Genomic DNA, 18890 nt, shown 5'->3' on the forward strand with positions numbered 1-18890 from the left:
AACGGGCGCCGTGCACGAACGTTGTGTCCGGCGCCCGCCCGCTTTCAACTTATTCAGAAACGGAGCGTCGACAGCTATGGGGAGAAAGATGTTCTTTTTTGATTTCGACGGCACGTTATTCAGCCATGCGACGAAGGAAGTGCCGGAAGGAAATATTCGAGCGCTGCGGAGGCTGCAAGAACAAGGACATGCCGTCATGGTCGTAACCGGGCGAGGAGCCGAATCGCTGCGGTTCATCCAAGCGGCCATCCCGCTTTCGTTCGATGCGATCAGCGTGCTGAACGGCCAACTGATCTATGAAGCGGGAGAGATCGCGTACGAGAATCAAATCCTGCTCGCCTCGATGGGTCATCTTATCCGGATCGCCAAAACAAACCGTTTCTCTTACGGCGGCTATGATAAGAACGGCGTCGTCGTGAACGGGATCAACGATCGCGTCGCGTCGGTTTGGCGTAATTTCAACGCGCCGTTGCCGGCGGCGAGGGACGAATTCGAACAAGACACGCCGCTCTACCAAGGGCATTTATATATCACGCAGGACGAAGCAGCGCTTTTCGAACCCTATCTCGACGATTACATCGCGAATTGGTCCGATCCCTGTTTGGTGAATTTGATACCCAAGGACGCAGGGAAGTCGCAAGCGGTCCGCTGGTGCATGGCGCGTTACGGCGTTGCGAGGGAGGACACCTTTGCTTTCGGAGACGCTTTTAATGACAAAGACATGCTGTTGTCCGTAGGACACGGGATCGCGATGGGCAATGGCGATCCCAGCATCAAGGAGCTCGCGGAATTCGTGACCAAATCGGTAGACGAGAACGGCATTGCATGGGCTTTAAAGCACTATCACGTGCTGGAGGATGACGAGGAGATGACGACAGGGGGCGGAAATGATGTCCGCGACTAAGAATCCCGTAACCTGCGTGATCCTCGCGACGAGCGACCTTCATGGATACATTCGCGAGACGGACTATCGGACGGGGGAAGAACGGCAGGATGGGCTGGCCAAGCTGGCGACGCTGTTCCGCAAGGAGCGCGCGCTCGAGCCGGGGCTGATCTTGATCGATAACGGAGATCTGCTGCAGGGCTCCCCGCTTGCGGCTTATGCCGCGGGAAGATTGCGGGAGGACGAGCCTCATCCGTTCATCCCGGTCATGAACGAGCTGGGCTATGACGCCATCGTTCCGGGCAATCACGAGTTCAATTACGGGATGCCTCTGCTGCGCCATGCGATGCGGGATTCCGACTTTCGGTGGCTATCCGCGAACATTGCGGATGCTCGAACGGGCGAGCCGGCTTTCGGAAAGCCGTATATCGTCAAATGGCTGACGGGCGGGGTGAAGGTCGCGATCCTCGGGGTGACCACCTCCCATATTCCGAATTGGGAACATCCGCAACACATCGTTGGCCTGAACTTTCTGGATGCCGTGGAAACGGTACGAAGCTGGACGGCCAGGATTCATGAAGAGGAAGCGCCCGATCTGCTGGTCGTCAGCTATCATGGCGGCTTCGAGCGGGATCTTGCGCTTGCGGGCGAATCCGCCGAGGAACGGCTCACCGCCGAGAATCAGGCTTATGCCCTGTGCACGGAAATCGCAGGCATCGACGTGCTCGTTACCGGCCATCAGCATCGTTTAATCGCTAGCGAATTAAACGGCGTCACCGTCGTGCAGCCGGGCTGCAACGGACAAGCGGTTGGCAAGATTACGGTGTCGTTCGTCCATGAGGAGGGACGTTACCGAATCGCGGAAAAGCGGGCAGAGCTTCTCATGCCGGACGCATCGACGCTGCCGGATGAACGGGTCCTGCAGTTGACCGAGGCATGCGAGTCGGAAACGCAGGCGTGGCTGGATCAGCCGATCGGCAAGCTCGAAGGGGATATGCGGATCGCGAGCCCGTTCTCCTGCCGTGCCGCTCCGCATCCGTTCATTGCCTTCATTCATCGCGTTCAGATGGAGGCGGCGCGTGCCGATATCTCCGTGGCGGCGCTGCTCTCCGAAGATACGCAAGGATTCGGTCCGGTCATTACGGTGCGCGATGTCCTGACCACGTTCGTTTATCCGAACACGCTGACCGTATTGCGGTTGACCGGACAAGCCGTCCGCGATGCGCTGGAGCGTTCGGCCCGTTATTTTGCCATCGGAACGGATGGTCGATTGACCGTCAGCCGGCAGTATTTGGAGCCGAAGGCGCAGCATTATAATTACGACATGTGGTCGGGCATCGAATACGAGCTGAACATCGCCAAGCCGGTCGGCAAAAGGGTCGCGAAGCTGAACCGGCATGGAGCGCCGATCGCGCCGGACGAAGAGCTGGACGTCGTGATGAACAACTATCGGGCAGCGGGAGGCGGCGACTACGACATGTTCCGGAATCGGCCGGTTATCCGAGAGGTGGCGTCCGATATGGCGGAGCTGGCCGTCGAGTTTATCCGGAAGCACGGCACGATCTACCCGATCTCCGCTGACAATTGGCGAATCGCGCTATCGGAGAGCGACGGATAGGCTGGCCGCGAATGCGAGCGAATACGTCGTATGAATGTCTTTCTTCGCTTTCCGTGCCGCAATTTGCATAAACGGCGCCAAAAATAAAACAATAAGGCGTCGTCCGATACATGCATGCGTTTTCGGCAAACGGGCTTAAGCTTAGGAGGAATGAATTCGTGATTCGAGACCGATTGAAAGGGAAATTGGGTTTTGGCACCGCTCCGCTCGGCAACATGTTTCGCGCCATTCCGGAGGAGGAAGCGATGGCGACCGTGCAGGCGGCCTGGGAGCAGGGCATTCGCTACTTCGACACCGCGCCATTCTACGGCGCAGGGCTGGCGGAATCCCGGCTCGGGGAGGGACTGGCCCCCTATAAGCGGGACGAGTACGTGCTCAGCACGAAGGTGGGCCGATATATCTCGGACGAACTCGAAGACCCTGCCGCGCGCGACTTGGGCGAGAAGGGCGGCGTGTTCCAGTACGGCAACAAGAACAAGATTATCGTCGATTACAGCGAAGACGGCACCATGCGCTCGATCGAACAAAGCTTGGCACGGCTGAAGACGGACCGTCTGGATATGGTGTTCGTCCACGATATCGCGCAGGACTTCTACGGAGACGAGTGGCTGGTGCATTTCGAGGCCGCCCGCAAAGGAGCGTTCCGAGCGCTGAAGCGGCTTCGTGACGAAGGCGTCATCGCTTCCTGGGGGCTTGGGGTCAATCGCGTGGAGCCGATCGAGATCGCGATGGAACTGGAGGAGGCCGTGCCGGACGTCAGTCTGCTGGCCGGGCGCTATACGCTGCTCGACCATGGGAGAGCGCTCCAACGGTTGATGCCCTCCGCGGCATCGCGTCATATCGATATCATCGTCGGCGGTCCGTACAGCTCGGGTATCCTGGCCGGCGGCACGCACTTCGAATACCAGAAGGCCAGCCCGGAGATCATCGCGAAAGTCGAGCGAATCAAAAGCGTCGCGCAGCGCTACGGCATCAGCCTGAAAGCGGCGGCGATCCAGTTCTCGCTCGCGCATCCGGCCGTCGCGGCCGTGATTCCCGGCGCCAGCCGCCCGGAGCGGATCGCCGAGGACCAAGCCGCTTTGCAGGAAGTCATCCCGGCTGAATTTTGGCGGGACATGCGCGAGATGCAGCTGGTATCGCCGGAAGCGCCGCTGCCGATCGATAAGTAAGCGCCGCCCGCCGGCTTGGCGCGGTCCGCGTTCGCCGGCATGAACATTCAGAAGCTTGCGTCGGCTGCAGGCTTCTTTTTCTTGTATTCCCGGTGCGGTCCTATCATAATATCGTGTGTAACTTGCTTGTCGCCAGAGAGGATGAGACGCGATGGGAGACGCCGTTATCGAGCAAGCCGAACGAATCGCAGGAGATTTTCTCCAGGAACCTGTAAGAGCTTCGTTTCAGATCCTGGGGAAAGGCTTCGTCAATCAGGTTTGCGTCGTCGAAACCGATCGGCGCAAAGTCGTTGTCCGCATGAACGATGCAAGCGCCTACCCCGCGTACGCGAAAGAAAAATGGTGCATCGAACAAGCAGCCGCAGTCGGCATCCCCGGACCCGCGGTGTTGTCCATCGGGATCGTCGGCGATACCGCCTATATGATTCAGTCCTATATCGACGGTGACAACGGCTTGGACAGCAAGGCGCCGAAGGCCGATATTTGGAGGCGGCTGGGCCAATATGCCAAACGCATTCACGCGATCCCGGTAAAGGGATTCGGAGAGAATTTGGCCGATCCCGCTCAAGGCGAGTTTCGATCGCCGCCTCATGCCGGATCGGACGGCAGTTGGCAGGGGTACGTGCAGTACAATATCGATTGTTTGACGGAGCGGGATCCGTTGATACGGCTTGGCGTACTCGACGAGGCGTCATCCCGGAACGTGCGAAGACGGTTTGAACGCTTGAAGAAAGAGACGTATCGCTTCGGATTGATCCACGGCGATCTCTCCTTGAAGAATACGATCGTGAGCGGGGCGGGAGAAGTCCGTTTATTGGACTGGGGCAATGCGGAAGTCAGAACGGTCCCGCACGGAGACCTGATGCGGGTGATGCAAGGCCGATTCCTGGACGGAGACCCGAGTCCGGAAGCGTTCATGGCTTTTCTGGACGGATACGGCGGCATGGGCGAGGATGACCTTGCGGCTGCGAGAGAGCTGCTCGTCCTGCGATCGTTCGATAATCTCAGGTGGGCGCTCGACCGCAGTCCCGACCGGATCGAGTCTTATGCCGCGATCGCGAAACATGCGCTTGGCCTCGTGATGGATCCCGGGCATGCCGATTGAATGGGCCATCGCGATGATTCACGACGATCCACGTCGTCACCTTACGAGTAGGCACGCCAACGCCGGCGTGCCTACTTGCGCTGCGCGCTTTCATGCGTTTTCGCAAAATAACGAAACCCGCGCGGATAAGCTGCCGATCCATGGCTTCGATCCGGCGGGATAGTTTTATGAAAAGCGGGCATAATACCTCCTAAAAATTGGGATCGGAAATGCAAAGCGCGGCATGCGATGGTCCTAACGGCGGTTCGACATCGCAGCCCGCAGAAGGAGGAGATAGAATGACAGGCAAAGGGATTCTGCGTTGCAGCCTGATCGGCGCAACCTTGTCGATGTTGTTTTGCGAGCCGGCGCACGGTTTGGCGACGAGACCGGCGCGGCCTTCGGCCCAGCTCGTCGTCAGATCCTCGCCGGACGCGGCACTGGCATCCGCGTTGACGCTCGATTCGAAAACGTGGAACGACGCGCTGGCGGCAGGCGCGGCGCAGCCGGAGGAATACGCGCCCGTATCCGACGTTTACCTGACGGTCAAGGACAAGACCTATATGATCGATCCGTCCTACCGGCTGTACGATCCGGCCAATGCCATGGCGATTCAGCTTCGCGGCGAGACGAAGCGACAGCTGATCGCCCATGCCGCGGCGCTGAAGTCGAAGCATTACGGGAAATTGCTGGCATGGCCGGAAGCCAAGGAGATCGTCACGATGAAATCGATCTTCACCGTCGTCGACCTGGAGAGCGGGCTGCGGTTCGAGGTCCAGCGAAGAGCGGGCAGCACGCATGCCGACGTCCAGCCGTTGACGAAGCGCGACACGGACGTCATGAAGCGAATCTATGAAGGGAAATGGAGCTGGAGAAGAAGGGCGGTCCTCGTTGCGAAGGACGGCGAGACGATCGCCGCTTCGATGCACGGCATGCCGCACGGGGGAGACGGCATACCGGACAACGACTTTAACGGTCATTTTTGCATCCATTTTCTGGGCAGCAGCACGCACAAGACCGGGAGCGTCGACCCGGATCACCAGACGATGGTGCATAAGGCGGCCGGCAAGCTGCCGCAATACATGCGGCAGGCTTCGCCCGAGAACGTCGCGGAGCTGTTCTTCATCGCGATCAACCAGCGGGATCCCGAGCTCATGGCCGCGCTCTTCCCGTATCGCAACCATGATCAACTAACGCGTCTGAAGCAGGAGGCCGCGAGCGTCATCGCCATCCGCCGGACGTCGGATTACGCGGAGGCGGCGTCCGGCGATCTGCTTGCCGTGGATTTGCCGGCGAGGGCGGTCATTTACCGCGACGGTTTCCGGAAGGCGGAGAACACGTTCGTCTTTCATTTGCGCAGGAGCTCGATCGGGGAAGCTTGGAAAATCGATTACGTGGAGAATGCCTTATGAATTGGTTCTGGTTGACGGGTATCTTATGGCTGCTTCATCAAGGCGACGGCAGCGAGCAAGCAAGCGAGCATTTATCCGTGTCGGTCCGGGGGCAGGCCGCCGTCGTGATCCATCGCGCCGAATACGCGTCCCCCGGCTTCACGATGGTGGACCTGAACAAATTCGACCGGCTCGTCGCGAGCTTGGAGAAGCAAAGCTACGAAGCCCCCCGCAACGCGTACATCGGCGACCATGGGGGAATCGTGCCCGAAGCGTTCGGGCACAGGCTCGATCAGCAGGGGTTCACCGAACGGTTTTTCGAATTTTTTTACGGTACGGGGTCGGCGGCGATCGACGCGCCGCTCTTGAACGTCTATCCGCGGGTCGACCGCGAGCTGCTGGCGGAGATCAAGGAAAAGCCGATCGGCCACTACGTCACCTACTACAATGCCCGGAACCGCAACCGTTCGCATAACATCCGGCTGGCGGCGGGCGCGATCAACAACACGGTCCTCTTCCCCGGGGAGACGTTCTCGTTCAACGCGGTCGTCGGCAAGCGGACGAAGGAGAAAGGCTACCTGCAGGCGCCGATCATCGTCAGAGGCGAATTATCGGAGGGAATCGGCGGCGGGATCTGCCAAGTATCCTCGACGCTGTTCAATGCGACCGACCGTGCGGGATTGCACATCGTGAAGCGCTATTCGCACAGCCGCAACGTACCGTACGTGAGACCCGGGCGCGACGCGACCGTCAGCTGGGACGGTCCGGATTTCGTCTTCCAGAATCGCTACAATCAACCGATCCTGATCCGCGCGCAAGCGGTCCCCGGCAAATTGTTCGTGGCCATCTACTCCTCCGACGTCATCGAATACAAGCCGCGCGCGGTGCCGAACATGTCATTCGGCCAGCTGCCGGTGGAGATCCTTGCCCCGCATGACGCCGATAGCCCCGATTCCGGCGGCCGGTAAGCGGGTTGCGCTTATATCGCCCGAATTTACGGCAGCATCCGAACGCCGCATGCGTTGCATCACCAATCCGCTTCGCGAAAGGAGTATACGCATGACCGAGGTTAACGCTGCAGCCGCCGGCTCCAAGCGCGCGCTGCGCAACGTGTTTTGGGCGGCCGGCTTCGGCTGGATGTTCGATGCGATGGATGTCGGTTTGCTGTCCTTCATCCTGGTCGCGCTGCGCAAGGATTGGGGGCTGACGGCGCAGGAGGCCGGCTTGCTCGGCACGGTCAATCTGGTCGGCATGGCCATCGGCGCGGTATTGGGCGGCTATCTCGCCGACCGCATCGGCCGGCGTCCCGTTTTCTTGTTCACGCTGGTCGTTTTCGGCGCGTTCAGCTTCGGCAGCGCCTTCGCAGGCGGGCTCGGCATCATGCTGGCGCTGCGGTTTCTGATGGGCGTCGGACTCGGAGCCGAGCTGCCGGTCGCTTCGACCCTCGTCAACGAATTCGCGCCGCCGGAGACCAGAGGCCGGATGGTCGTTCTCTTGGAAAGCTTCTGGGCCGCCGGCTGGATCTTGGCCGCCGTTCTCGCCTACTTCGTGATTCCGCCGTTCGGCTGGCGGGTCGCGGTCGCCGTCGGCGCGCTGCCGATCCTGCTCGCGATCTGGATTCGCCGCGAGGTGCCGGAGTCGCCGCAGTTCCGGCCGAAGCAGGAGCGGCGCACCCGAATCCGCGAGCTGTTCACGACGTATAAGCGCGAAACGATCGCGCTGTGGGCGGTATGGTTCGCCATCGCCTTCTCCTATTACGGCATGTTCCTGTGGCTGCCCTCCGTATTGGTCGACAAAGGCTTCTCGATGATTCAAAGCTTTCGCTACGTGCTGCTCATGACGCTCGCCCAGCTGCCCGGCTACTTCGCCGCCTCGTACCTCGTGGAGAAATGGGGACGCAAGGCGACGCTCGCCGCGTTCCTGATCCTCTCCGGCGCGATGGCGCTCTGCTTCGGGTTCAGCCAGAGCACGGGCACTTTGCTGCTCACGGGCGCGCTGCTATCCTTTTTCAACCTGGGCGCGTGGGGGGCGCTGTACGCGTACACGCCCGAGAACTACCCGACCGCCATCCGGGCGGCGGGAGCCGGCTTTGCCGCCGGCTTCGGCCGGATCGGCAGCGTGGCCGCGCCTTACCTCGTCGGCGTCCTGGTCCAGGCGAAGATCGGCTATGCCTCGATCTTCGGCGTGTTCGCCGCGGTGCTGTTGATCGGGACGCTCATGCTGCTTGGATTCGGCGTCGAGACCAAGGCTCGCAGAGCATCGTGACCGGGCGAATCGGGTTCGGCCTGCGGTTGTCGGCGAGCCGGCGCGACGCGGAGAGGGAGGATGGGCCTCCCGGCATGCCCGGCGCTCAGGTCGGCAGCTCCAGATGCCTGAACCCGGTCGGGGTCATGCCCGTTTTTTGCTTGAACAGGTTCGAGAAATAATGCGGATCGACGTAGCCGAGGCGGAAAGCGATCTCGCTGACGGTCATGTCCGTATCCTTGAGCAGCGATTCGGCCTGCCGGATTCTTCTCGACAGCAGGTAATGGTAGATGGTGAAGCCGGTTTCTTTCTTGAACAACCGGTTGAGCTGCTTGTAGGACATCGTCATCTGCTTGCTGAGGCGCTCCGAATCGAATGGGCCGACCAGTTGATCCATGTAGGTCTTAACGTGCTGCACCTGATCGGAGAGCAGCAGGTTTCGGCTCTTCAGCAATCTGGTAAGCGCTATCATAATCTCCGTGCACACGAGCACGACCGCGGCTTGCACCTGCTCGAGCGGCTGCGGCTGCGGCTGCCTCATCAAAGCCATCCCTTTGCGGAACAAATCCTCCAGCGGCGCATCCGCGACGAGCGCCCGTTCCTTCAGCTGGTACGCGGACAGCAGGTCGTCGCTGTTCCCCCCGATATTGAACCACAGATACGTCCAATACCCGTCCTGGTCGGGCATGGCCGTCACTTCATGGTAGCTGCCCTTGCGCAGGATGAACACGTCGCCTTCCTTCGGATGATGCGTGAACGAATCGACGCGAATCGTGCCTTGGCCGCGCAGCACGTAAGCCAGCACCGTGATGTCGGAACGGTTGCGCACGTTCCGGTAATTGGCGTGGCAGTAATTGATCCCCAAGTACGGAACGTAGACGCCGATGTCTCCGTCCGACGGAATTCTGTACACATCCCCATGCTTCATGTCCACAAACCTCACTTGAGCGTTGGTTTCCTGCTTTTACCGCATTATACCACATGTCCGTCGATCCCACTTTTTATTCCTTTTTCCATATGTTGCGCGCCGGTTCCGGGAGGTAAAATAGACGGGTACGGCCGGTGCGCGCAGGATGGGAACCCGGACGTTCAAGGCGTCCGCGAGAGTATGAAATAGCGACAGATGGCATCATTGCCGGTTCTATTTTGTATAAATAGATACAGGCTGTTTTGTAACCCCTTACAATACGAACCAAACGGAGGTAATGAAATGGAAAAAGTTCGTTTCTTGGTCATCGGCGTCGGCGGCATGGGAAGAGAGCATGTCAGAAGGCTGCTCCAAGTGCCCGAAGCCGAGATCGTCGGGTTGGCGGATCCTTCGGAGGCGTCGATCGATCAAGTGAAGCAGCGCTTCCCCGAGCTGGTCAACGTAGCGGTATACACGGACTATCGGGAGGCGATCGCGCAGGCGAACGCCGATGCGGCCATCATCGTATCGCCCCACAGCATGCACTTCGAGCAAGGGATCGCCTGCTTGGACGGCGGCTTGCACGTATTGATGGAGAAGCCGTTCGTCGACGGCTCCGAGAACGCCGAACGCCTCATCGCCCATGCCGCGAGCGTGAACAAGCATCTCGCCGTCGCCTACCAGCGCCACCTGATCGGACCGTATATTTATATTCATGACTTGATCCGCGGCGGCGAGCTCGGCACGATCAATTACATATGTGCGTATCAGGCGCAGAGCTGGTTGAAGGGCACGACGGGGACGTGGAGGCAAAATCCCGCGCTGTCCTGCGGCGGGCAGCTGAACGATTCCGGCAGCCACCTGCTGGACGTCGTGCTGTGGGTAACCGGCCTCGAACCGGAAAGCGTTACCGCCGTCATCGATAACCGCGGATCGCAGGTCGATATCGACTCGGCCGTCACGATTCGCTTCGTCGGCGGCGCGATCGCGACGTTCAACGTCGTCGGCAGCTCCAGCATCGGCTGGCATGAGGACGTGTCGATCCACGGCGACAAGGGAACCGTGCTGTTCCGCAACAATCAAATCTTCGTCGCCAAGGAAGGACAACGGGAAATCGTCGAAGTGACGGACGAGCTGCCGGCCTCGAGCGATCCGAATCGGGATTTCGTCGATCTCGTGCTGGGCAGGGTCAGCGAAGCGGCGGCTCCGTCGAGCTGCGGACTGCGAATCGCCCGCGTGACGGAAGCGGCCTGGAAAAGCGCGGCGAACGGCAGCCAGTTGATCCGTCTGTAATTCAAGGCTTGATCGTGCATGATCCATACGCTCGCTCCATGTCATCAAGGCTGCCGGACGGCAGTCTTTTTGGCAGCCGTGCGAAGCCGGCGCGGGACCGATGCAGCCGGCTTGGACATGTCCCCGCGGCGGGAGATTCGCGCATGAGGTTAGGATGACTGACGATTCGGCATAAGGAGTGAGGATTGTGAAAGCGATCGCGATCAGCGGCATCGAGCAGGTGACCGTATCGTTGACGGATAGCCCGAAGCCGCAATCGGACGGTCCGGCGGATGTCTTGATTCGGGTGCTCTGCGTCGGCCTTGACGGCACGGACCGGGAGATCATCGCGGACAACTTTGCCAGATATCCCGAAGGCAGATCGGACATGGTCATCGGTCACGAGCTGCTCGGCGTCGTCGAGCGAGCCGGGCCCGAGTCCGGATTCGCCCGCGGCGACTTCGTCACGGCGCTCGTCCGAAGACCGTGCGGCGAATGCGTCAATTGCCGCAACGGGCAGCAGGATTTCTGCCAAACCGGACGTTATACGGAACGGGGCATCAAAGGGGCGGACGGGTACCTGTGCGAATACGTCGCGGAGCATTCGGCATTCGTGATCGAAGTTCCCGAAGCCTGCTTGCCGTACGGGGTGCTCGTCGAACCGCAAAGCATCGTGGAAAAGGTATGGGCGCAAACGCTGAAGATTCAGCAGCGCATGATCTGGCAGCCCGGAACCGTGTTGATTTTGGGATCGGGTCCGCTGGGCATATTGGCGGCGATGACGTGCCGGATTCTCGGCTTCGACACGCACGTGTGGTCCAAGTCGGACGCCGCGAGCGCGAACGCGGACATCCTCCGCCGCATCGGGGCGCATTACCGGGAAGCGGATTCCTCCGCCGAAGACGCGTTCAAGTCCGGTCTGACCGCATACGCGGAACGGCTGGGCACGGGCTTCGACATGATCTGGGAATGCACCGGTCATGCGCCCCTTGGCTTCGAGGCGATCCCCTTGGTCCGCAACAACGGCATCCTCGCGCTGCTCGGCGTCACGCCCGGGAGCGGCCGGCTGGATTTGCCGAGCGATACGACGTACCGGGAATTGGTCGTCAAAAACAAATGCGTCATCGGTTCCGTCAATGCGTCGCGCGACGATTTCGAGACCGCCATCCATCGTCTTCGCGAGATCGAGCGCCATTATCCCGGCATGCTGGACAAGCTTCAAACCGACCGGATGTCCATCGAGGACGTACCGGCGATCGAATTCGGACGCATCGCGATCAAAGCGGTCGTCGACGTGGTTCCCCAAGCGGAGTGGGCTTCGCTAAGCACGCGATACAAGGAGGACAGAGGACGATGAGCAAACGACAAATCCGGGTCGGCATGATCGGCTATAAATTCATGGGCAAGGCCCATTCCCACGCCTACAGGGACGTGCCGTTCTTTTTTGACGGCGGCGGCGTGCCGGCGATGCAGGCGATATGCGGACGCGACGAGGCGGGCGTGAAGGCGGCTGCCCGAAAATTCGGCTGGGCCTCGTACGAGACCGATTGGCGCAAGCTGATCGAACGGGACGATATCGACCTGATCGATATCGGCGCCCCGAATAACGCCCATGCGGAGATCGCGATCTCCGCCGCCCGCGCCGGCAAGCATATCCTTTGCGAGAAGCCGCTCGCCATGAGCGTGGAGGAAGCCCGCCGGATGCTGGAAGCGGTCAACGAGGCCGGCGTCGTTCACATGATCTGCCACAACTACCGGTTCGTGCCCGCCATTCAATACGCGAAGAAGCTGATCGACGCCGGGAAGCTCGGCGGCATCTATCACATTCGGGCGAATTATCTGCAGGACTGGATCATCGACCCGAACTTTCCGCTCGTGTGGCGGTTGAAGAAGGAAGTGTGCGGCTCCGGCGCGCTCGGGGATCTGGCGGCGCATTCGATCGATCTTGCCCGTTATCTCGTCGGCGAGTTCAAGGAAGTGAACGGCATGCTGGAAACGTTCGTCAAGGAACGTCCGATCGGCGAGATGAGCGGCGGCTTGAGCGCCAGCGCGACGGGGACGGGAGGCGCGCTCGGGACGGTCGACGTCGACGACGCGTCGATCTTCATGGCCCGTTTCGAGAGCGGCGCCGTCGGCGTATTCGAAGCGACGCGTTTTGCCGGCGGCAACCGCAACGGCAACCGCTTCGAGATCAACGGCACGAAGGGCTCGATCCGCTGGGACATGGAGCAGATGAACACGCTGCACTATTATTCCGCGGACGACGAGGCCGGGCAACAGGGGTTCCGCGCCATCAATTGCCAGGAGGAAGTCCACCCGTTCGCCGGCGCGTATTGGCCGCCCGCCCACATCATCGGGTACGAGCATACGTTCATCAATCTGTTCGCCGAGCTGATGGACGGCATCGCGAACGGCATCAACCCGGCGCCGAATTTCGAGGACGGCCTGCGCAATCAAATGGTGCTGGAAGCCGTGCAGCGATCCGCCGAGGCGGGCCGGTGGGTATCCGTCACGGAAGTCGGCTGACGGCGGGAGTACCCAAGGACGACAAGCGCATATTGCGCAAGGGAATGACCAAGAGACATGAAAGCAGCGGGAGGCGGGATCGGCATGGGAAATCGGCTTAACGGCAAGGTTGTGGTCATCACGGGCGGGACGAAGGGCATCGGCAAAGGGATCGCGCTCATTTGCGCCGCCGAGGGCGCGTCGGTCGTGGTGGGGGGAAGAAACGAACGGGACGGCGCGAGCGTCGTTCAGGAGATACGGGACGTCCATGGCGCGAAAGCGTTGTTCGTCCAAGGGGATATCAGCCGGGAAGCGGCGTGCAAGCAGCTGATCGACGCCGCGGTAGACAGGTTCGGCAGCGTCGACGGGCTCGTCAACAACGCCGGCATTTTCCCGAGAGGCTCGATGGTGGACACGCCGGAGGACATGTTCGATGCGATTTTCGCCGTCAATATGAAAGGCTCCTTCTTCAGCTCCGCGTACGCGATTCAGTCGATGCAGCAGACCGGGGGCGGCTCCATCGTCCATATCGGCTCGACGAACGGCTACAAAGGCGGCAAGGAGTTGGCCGCCTACGCCTGCTCCAAAGGAGCCATGCGCACGCTTAACCGCCACATCGCGGCCCATTACGCAAGCGATCGCATCCGCTCGAACTGGGTGACCGTCGGCTGGGTAGCCTCCGAAGGGGAGGTCGAGCTGCACCAGAACAACGGCGTAAGTCCGGAAGAGCTGCAGAGGAAGGCCGCGGCGCATATCCCTTCCGGCCGCATGCAAACCCCGGGCGACATCGGCTACGGCGCGGTCTACCTGTTGTCCGACGAATCGAGCCAAGTGACCGGCACCGAGCTGCATATCAACGGCGGAATCGGCTTATGACGGACCGACCCATCATGAATCATGGAGGATGTACGATACGATGACTACGCTGAATTTGGAAGGCAAGGTTGCGCTTATTACCGGCGGAGGCCAAGGGCTGGGGCTGGAATTCGCCCGGGCGCTCGCCAACGCCGGCGCGAAAGTCGCCGTGACCAGCCGCGACCCGCGGAAGGCGCGGGAAAGCGCGGATCTGATCCGCGAGCAAACGGGGCAAGACACGCTGGGCATTGCGGTCGACGTGACGGATTCCGCGCAAGTCGCGGCGATGGCGGAGCAGGCGGTCGGGGCCTTCGGGCGCGTGGATATCTTGGTCAACAGCGCCGGCATCAACGTGCGCAAGCCGATTCTCGAGTACGACGAAGCGAGCTGGGACCTGGTGCAGGCGACGAACCTGAAGGCGCCGTTCCTGTGCGCCAAGGCAATCGTGCCGCATATGATCAAGCAGCGGTTCGGCCGCATCATTAATATCTCCTCCATGCTGGGCCAGGTCGCGCTCGCGGAACGGTCGGCGTACTGCTCCAGCAAAGGCGGATTGATCCAGCTGACGAAGGTCATGGCGCTGGAATGGGCCGAGCATAACATTACCGCGAACGCGGTCTGCCCGGGACCGTTCGCGACGGAGATGAACCAAGTCGTCATCAACAATCCCGAGGCGAACCGGTTCTTCCTGGATCATCTGCCGGTCAAGCGGTGGGGGAAGCCGGAGGAGCTGACCGGTCTTATCGTCTATCTGGCGTCGGAGCTGTCCAGCTTCATGACCGGTTCGGCGGTCGTCATCGACGGAGGATGGACGGCGGAATAAGACGCATGAGGAGAGGGGCGTGTTCGTATGAGGTTCGGACTAACGGTAAGCGGAACCGTGTACGCGATGGGAATGACGGCGGCGGCAGGCAGGCCGCGCATAACGGCCAAGGAGCTGCTGCAAACGGCCGAAGCCTACGGGCTGCAGGGCGGCGAGATCCCGCTCGAGGTGCTGAAGCAGAGCGATGCCGACGAGGCGGCCGAGTACGCGCGCGACCGGGGGCTGTTCATCAACGTGGCGGCGGGCGGCTTCGATCCGGGAGCGCTGAAGGAAGCGCTCGCGTTGGCCGACCGGATCGGGGCGCTGACGGTGCGAACGGTCGTCGGCGGAGCGAAGTACGGCGGCGATCGCCGGCATATGGCCGGCGAATGGCGGCGATTCCTCGAGTCGATCCTGCATTCCTTCCGGAACGTCATGGAGACGGCCGACCCGGCCGGCGCGAATTTGGCCGTCGAGAACCATCAGGACCTCGCGTCCGAGGAGCTGCTCTGGCTTTGCGAAACGATCGGCTCCGAGAAGTTCGGGATTACGCTCGACACGGGCAATCCGCTGGCGACGGCCGAAGAGCCGATCGACTTTTTCCGCCGGGTAGCCCCTTGGGTGAAAAACGTGCATCTCAAGGAATATGCGATCTATCCATCCGAGGAAGGGTACCGGCTCGCGCGGAAGCCGCTCGGACACGGGGTAATCGATTTCCCGGCGCTGCTGCGAATCTTTCAAGAAACGAATCCGCAGGTGACGATGTCGATCGAGCACGGGGCCTTGGAAGCGCGGCATGTCCGCGTGCTGATGGAAGACTTCTGGACGGAGTACCCGCCAAGGACCGCCCTGCAATTAACGCGCTTGCTGCGGTTCGTCGAGGATCATGCGACGACGCGAGGGGATTGGCGCACGCCGTTCGAGAAGGGCGCGCCGGCGGAGGAGATCGCCGCCTACGAGCTGGAAGAGCTCGATGCGGCCTTGGCCTATCTATCGAATTTGCGAAAGCGGTATTCCGTATAGCCGGCAATTCAATCTATCCACGAGGTGAATCCGATGGCGACAGTGGAGTTAAGCGGTAAAAACGCGCTCGTAACCGGTTCCAGCAGAGGGCTGGGCAAGCAGTACGCGATCGACTTGGCCCGCGCGGGCGCGAACGTCATTATCCATGACGTCGATGAAGAAGCCGCCGCCCGTTTTGACGAGGCGGAGTCGGGAAGCGCCGTGGCCGCGGAGATCGCCGCGCACTATGGCGTCAAGAGTCTGTTCCTCGCGGCGGAGCTGTCCGACCCGGAGCAGGTGAAGACGCTGATCGAGCGATCGATCGCGGAGCTTGGATCGCTCGATATTCTGGTCAATAACGCCGGCGGCGACATGGGCCTGCATACGCCGCGTCCGGATCCGAACGACGCGCTCGACATCGCCGTCGAAGACATCCGCTCGGTCGTGGAGCGGAATTTGCTGTCGACGATGTATGCCTGCAAATTCGCCGGACTGCATATGCGCGAGCGGCGTGCCGGCAAGATCGTGAACGTCGGTTCGATCGCCGGGCACGTCCCCGTGCGGGAAGGCCTGATCTACGCCGCGGCCAAGATGGGGGTTTCCCAATACACCCGCAGTCTGGCGGAGCAGCTTCGCCCGTTCGACGTCAACGTCAATTGCATTTCCCCGGCGCCGACCTACACGGCTCGCTTCCTCGCGACCCGGACCGTGACCGGTCAAGAGGATCGCTCGCGCTTGCAGCGGATCGCCCAACCCGAGGATATGTCCAGCATCGTCATGTTTCTGTGCGGACCGCAATCGGACGCGTTATCCGGCGAGACCATCGTGTGCTGGAAATAAAGCTGTCCTCTATGAGGCCAGGCCAGGAGTGGACAAGAACAGGCATGCATGACAAGCCGCGATTCATTGCGGCTTTTTTTTATGGACATCGCTTCGCGCGCATGAGAATCGAGGCGCCTCGGAAAGGGTCTGTATGCCATGCCATGGATCGTGCTATCATATAAGAACTGAATATAATTAGCCGGAGGTATACCAATAACGATATGAATAAGTCATTATTGCAGCTTATCGTGAGAATTGCCGATCTAGGCAGTTTCACCAAAGCCGGTCAAGAGCTTAACATGACGCAGCCGGCCGTAAGCCGCGCGGTCAACGCCTTGGAAGCGGAGTTAGGCGTCGGCTTATGGATTCGCAATCGTCGCAAGGGCGTCGTGCTGACCGATGTTGGCGAGCGCATCGTCTACCTGTTTCGGGGCATTTTGGACGGCTACGAGAAAGTAGGCCAAGAGGTTGCCCGGGAAAAGGGGCTTGAAACGGGGATCGTCCGCATCGGGGCGTTTCCCGTCGCTTCCACGTATTTCGTGCCCAAAATCATTAGCGATATCACAAGAACCTATCCCAATATCCGGTTCGATATCTTGGAAGGGACCATCGCGGAAATCAAAACATGGCTGGATTCGCGCCGGATCGACGTCGGGTTCATCATTCCTCCGGTCGACGACTATGAAGCCTTCCATTTGCATCGCGAGGAGCTCTACGCCGTGCTCCGAGCGGATCACCCGTTGTCGGCCAAGCCTGTCATCGAAGCATCCGATCTCTTGGATCAATCCTTGATCCTTTGCAAAGCGGGATATGAATCGCCCGTCATCGAGTGGTTCGATCGATCCGGGGAAACGATTCAAGCGAAGTACAGCCTCTATAACAACATGACCGCGCTGCAATTCATTCAAGAGGGGATGGGCGTCGCCGTCATGGCTGAATTATCGCTGCAGAGCGTGCCGGACGACGTCGTTCGACGCCGACTCTCTCCGACGGGGCATCGCGATATTCATATGGCCGTGACGTCATTCGAAGATTGCTCGATCGCGGTCCGATTGTTTATCGATACCGCACGGCGATTGTTCCGGATCGAACCATAACCGATGGCGCAAAAGAAACCCCGTCGTTAGCCGCGAGCTAACAACGGGGCCGCCTTACTTTGTTGACCCGGACTGCAAAGCCGCATTCGCCTTCCTCTCCGGCGACCGATCCCGGCCTTTCGCCGAAGTCAACACCATGCCGGCTATCGTGAGGAGGCCCCCGATGATTTGCGATAGCGCCAAGGCTTGACCCAGAATCACCGAAATAATGGCCGTGAAGATCGGTACCAGATTCATGGTGATCCCCGTTTTGCTCGCGCCCAATACTTTAATGCCGTGATTCCAAAAAATTTGCGAGCCGATGGACGGGAAGATCCCTAGATAAATAATGCCGGCGATGCCAAGCGGCGTCACTTTCTCCGCCTGGATCGGCTGCAGGAACAGCACGGGAATCATCACGATCGTCCCGACCATCGCCATCATGGCGACGAACGCGAAGGCCGGAATCCCCTTCGTTCGCCTAACGAGCAACGAATAAGCCGCGAAGCATAACACGCCCAGAAACATCAGCAAATCGCCTTTGTTGTACGGAGTATGAAATAGCTGCAGCAGCTGTCCCTTGGTCAACACGGTCAGCACGCCGATAAAGGACGTGATTAACCCGGCGGACTGGAATATACTACCTTTTTCCTTAAGCAGCAGGAACGAGAACAGCATGATTAGGGCAGGAGTCAGCGTATTAATGAGGGCGCCGTTCGTTGCGGACGTGAACTGCAGGGACGCATAGGATAAATAACAATAGACGACAATATTTAACGTGCCTAACAATACGATCATCCGCCAATTCTTCTTCCACAGCCGAAGCCACGGAGGCTTCTCCGCGAAGTGCGCGATCGGAATCAGAAAAATCAGCGCCACGGCCCATCTTAAAAAAGCGACCCATATCGCAGGGAATTCGGACGTGCTGAACTTTCCGAAAATCATATTTCCCGCCCAAAACAAATTGGCGCACAACAGAAGAAGCCATGCTTTCTTTTTCATATCCAGTTTCCCCCTTGACTAAAAGTCCTTGATGTTGAATGCCTCTCATCCGCCCCTATCCGATGATACCTCAGCAAGTAACATAAATAAAATGCGCGTTTTTAATGTCGAACATATCACATCTGGTATGATCTTATTATCAAGATTCAAAACGTTGCTTATAAGGCTTCCCAATCGGCTCCGAAGCGATCCCGTCATTTCCCAACGCGGCCAAAAAGGATAAACAAGCCGAACAGCGAATATTATGGCGTACTTGTT

General features: G+C 59.9%; 17 protein-coding genes. 15 read left to right on the forward strand and 2 right to left on the reverse strand.

Annotated elements, in window-relative coordinates:
* Nucleotides 1-76: 76 nt before the first annotated feature.
* From GT019_RS13275 to GT019_RS13305, 7 genes are all read left to right on the forward strand, one after another.
* Nucleotides 77-904, forward strand: a complete 828-nt coding sequence (locus GT019_RS13275; RefSeq protein ID WP_161743659.1) for an HAD family hydrolase — start codon at nucleotides 77-79, stop codon at nucleotides 902-904.
* Nucleotides 891-2501: a bifunctional metallophosphatase/5'-nucleotidase gene (locus GT019_RS13280; RefSeq protein ID WP_161743660.1), complete on the forward strand. Its 1611-nt coding sequence runs from the start codon at nucleotides 891-893 to the stop codon at nucleotides 2499-2501. Before GT019_RS13275 ends, GT019_RS13280 begins: the two co-directional genes overlap by 14 nt.
* A gap of 161 nt (nucleotides 2502-2662) precedes the next feature.
* Complete coding sequence (locus tag GT019_RS13285) at nucleotides 2663-3670, forward strand: aldo/keto reductase (RefSeq protein WP_161743851.1); 1008 nt, start codon at nucleotides 2663-2665, stop codon at nucleotides 3668-3670.
* A 151-nt stretch (nucleotides 3671-3821) separates the two neighbouring features.
* Nucleotides 3822-4775 (forward strand): phosphotransferase family protein, encoded by a 954-nt coding sequence (locus tag GT019_RS13290; protein WP_161743661.1) that lies wholly within the window; start codon nucleotides 3822-3824, stop codon nucleotides 4773-4775.
* Nucleotides 4776-5053: 278 nt separating this feature from the next.
* On the forward strand, nucleotides 5054-6166 hold the full coding sequence (locus GT019_RS13295; protein ID WP_161743662.1) for a hypothetical protein: 1113 nt from the start codon (nucleotides 5054-5056) through the stop codon (nucleotides 6164-6166).
* Nucleotides 6163-7113 carry a VanW family protein gene (locus tag GT019_RS13300; RefSeq protein WP_161743663.1) on the forward strand — a complete coding sequence of 317 codons (951 nt, stop codon included), beginning with the start codon at nucleotides 6163-6165 and terminating at the stop codon, nucleotides 7111-7113. The genes GT019_RS13295 and GT019_RS13300 overlap by 4 nt, the downstream gene beginning before the upstream one ends.
* Nucleotides 7114-7204: 91 nt before the next feature.
* Nucleotides 7205-8410: an MFS transporter gene (locus GT019_RS13305; RefSeq protein ID WP_161743664.1), complete on the forward strand. Its 1206-nt coding sequence runs from the start codon at nucleotides 7205-7207 to the stop codon at nucleotides 8408-8410.
* Nucleotides 8411-8495: 85 nt separating this feature from the next.
* On the opposite strand, the gene GT019_RS13310 is transcribed toward GT019_RS13305, so the two are convergent.
* Nucleotides 8496-9317, reverse strand: coding sequence for a helix-turn-helix domain-containing protein (locus tag GT019_RS13310; RefSeq protein ID WP_161743665.1), 822 nt, complete (start codon nucleotides 9315-9317; stop codon nucleotides 8496-8498).
* 282 nt (nucleotides 9318-9599) lie between these two features.
* On the opposite strand from GT019_RS13310, the gene GT019_RS13315 reads away from it, so the two are divergent.
* From GT019_RS13315 to GT019_RS13350, 8 genes are all read left to right on the forward strand, one after another.
* Nucleotides 9600-10589: a Gfo/Idh/MocA family protein gene (locus GT019_RS13315; protein ID WP_161743666.1), complete on the forward strand. Its 990-nt coding sequence runs from the start codon at nucleotides 9600-9602 to the stop codon at nucleotides 10587-10589.
* Nucleotides 10590-10776: 187 nt separating this feature from the next.
* On the forward strand, nucleotides 10777-11925 hold the full coding sequence (locus GT019_RS13320; protein WP_161743667.1) for a glucose 1-dehydrogenase: 1149 nt from the start codon (nucleotides 10777-10779) through the stop codon (nucleotides 11923-11925).
* Entirely contained in the window at nucleotides 11922-13094 is a 1173-nt protein-coding gene (locus tag GT019_RS13325; protein WP_161743668.1) for a Gfo/Idh/MocA family protein, read from the forward strand. Before GT019_RS13320 ends, GT019_RS13325 begins: the two co-directional genes overlap by 4 nt.
* An 84-nt stretch (nucleotides 13095-13178) precedes the next feature.
* Nucleotides 13179-13949, forward strand: coding sequence for an SDR family NAD(P)-dependent oxidoreductase (locus tag GT019_RS13330; protein ID WP_161743669.1), 771 nt, complete (start codon nucleotides 13179-13181; stop codon nucleotides 13947-13949).
* A 40-nt stretch (nucleotides 13950-13989) separates the two neighbouring features.
* On the forward strand, nucleotides 13990-14751 hold the full coding sequence (locus GT019_RS13335; RefSeq protein ID WP_161743670.1) for an SDR family NAD(P)-dependent oxidoreductase: 762 nt from the start codon (nucleotides 13990-13992) through the stop codon (nucleotides 14749-14751).
* 27 nt (nucleotides 14752-14778) lie between these two features.
* Complete coding sequence (locus GT019_RS13340; protein WP_161743671.1) at nucleotides 14779-15753, forward strand: sugar phosphate isomerase/epimerase family protein; 975 nt, start codon at nucleotides 14779-14781, stop codon at nucleotides 15751-15753.
* Nucleotides 15754-15786: 33 nt separating this feature from the next.
* Nucleotides 15787-16572, forward strand: coding sequence for an SDR family NAD(P)-dependent oxidoreductase (locus tag GT019_RS13345; protein WP_161743672.1), 786 nt, complete (start codon nucleotides 15787-15789; stop codon nucleotides 16570-16572).
* A 203-nt stretch (nucleotides 16573-16775) separates the two neighbouring features.
* A complete protein-coding gene (locus tag GT019_RS13350) occupies nucleotides 16776-17651 on the forward strand; it encodes a LysR family transcriptional regulator (protein ID WP_161743673.1) in 876 nt (291 codons plus the stop codon).
* Nucleotides 17652-17705: 54 nt separating this feature from the next.
* On the opposite strand, the gene GT019_RS13355 is transcribed toward GT019_RS13350, so the two are convergent.
* Nucleotides 17706-18632 (reverse strand): DMT family transporter, encoded by a 927-nt coding sequence (locus GT019_RS13355; RefSeq protein WP_161743674.1) that lies wholly within the window; start codon nucleotides 18630-18632, stop codon nucleotides 17706-17708.
* Between the last annotated feature and the right edge of the window lie 258 nt (nucleotides 18633-18890).

Source organism: Paenibacillus glycinis (assembly GCF_009909185.1).
Lineage (GTDB): Bacteria > Bacillota > Bacilli > Paenibacillales > Paenibacillaceae > Paenibacillus_Z > Paenibacillus_Z glycinis.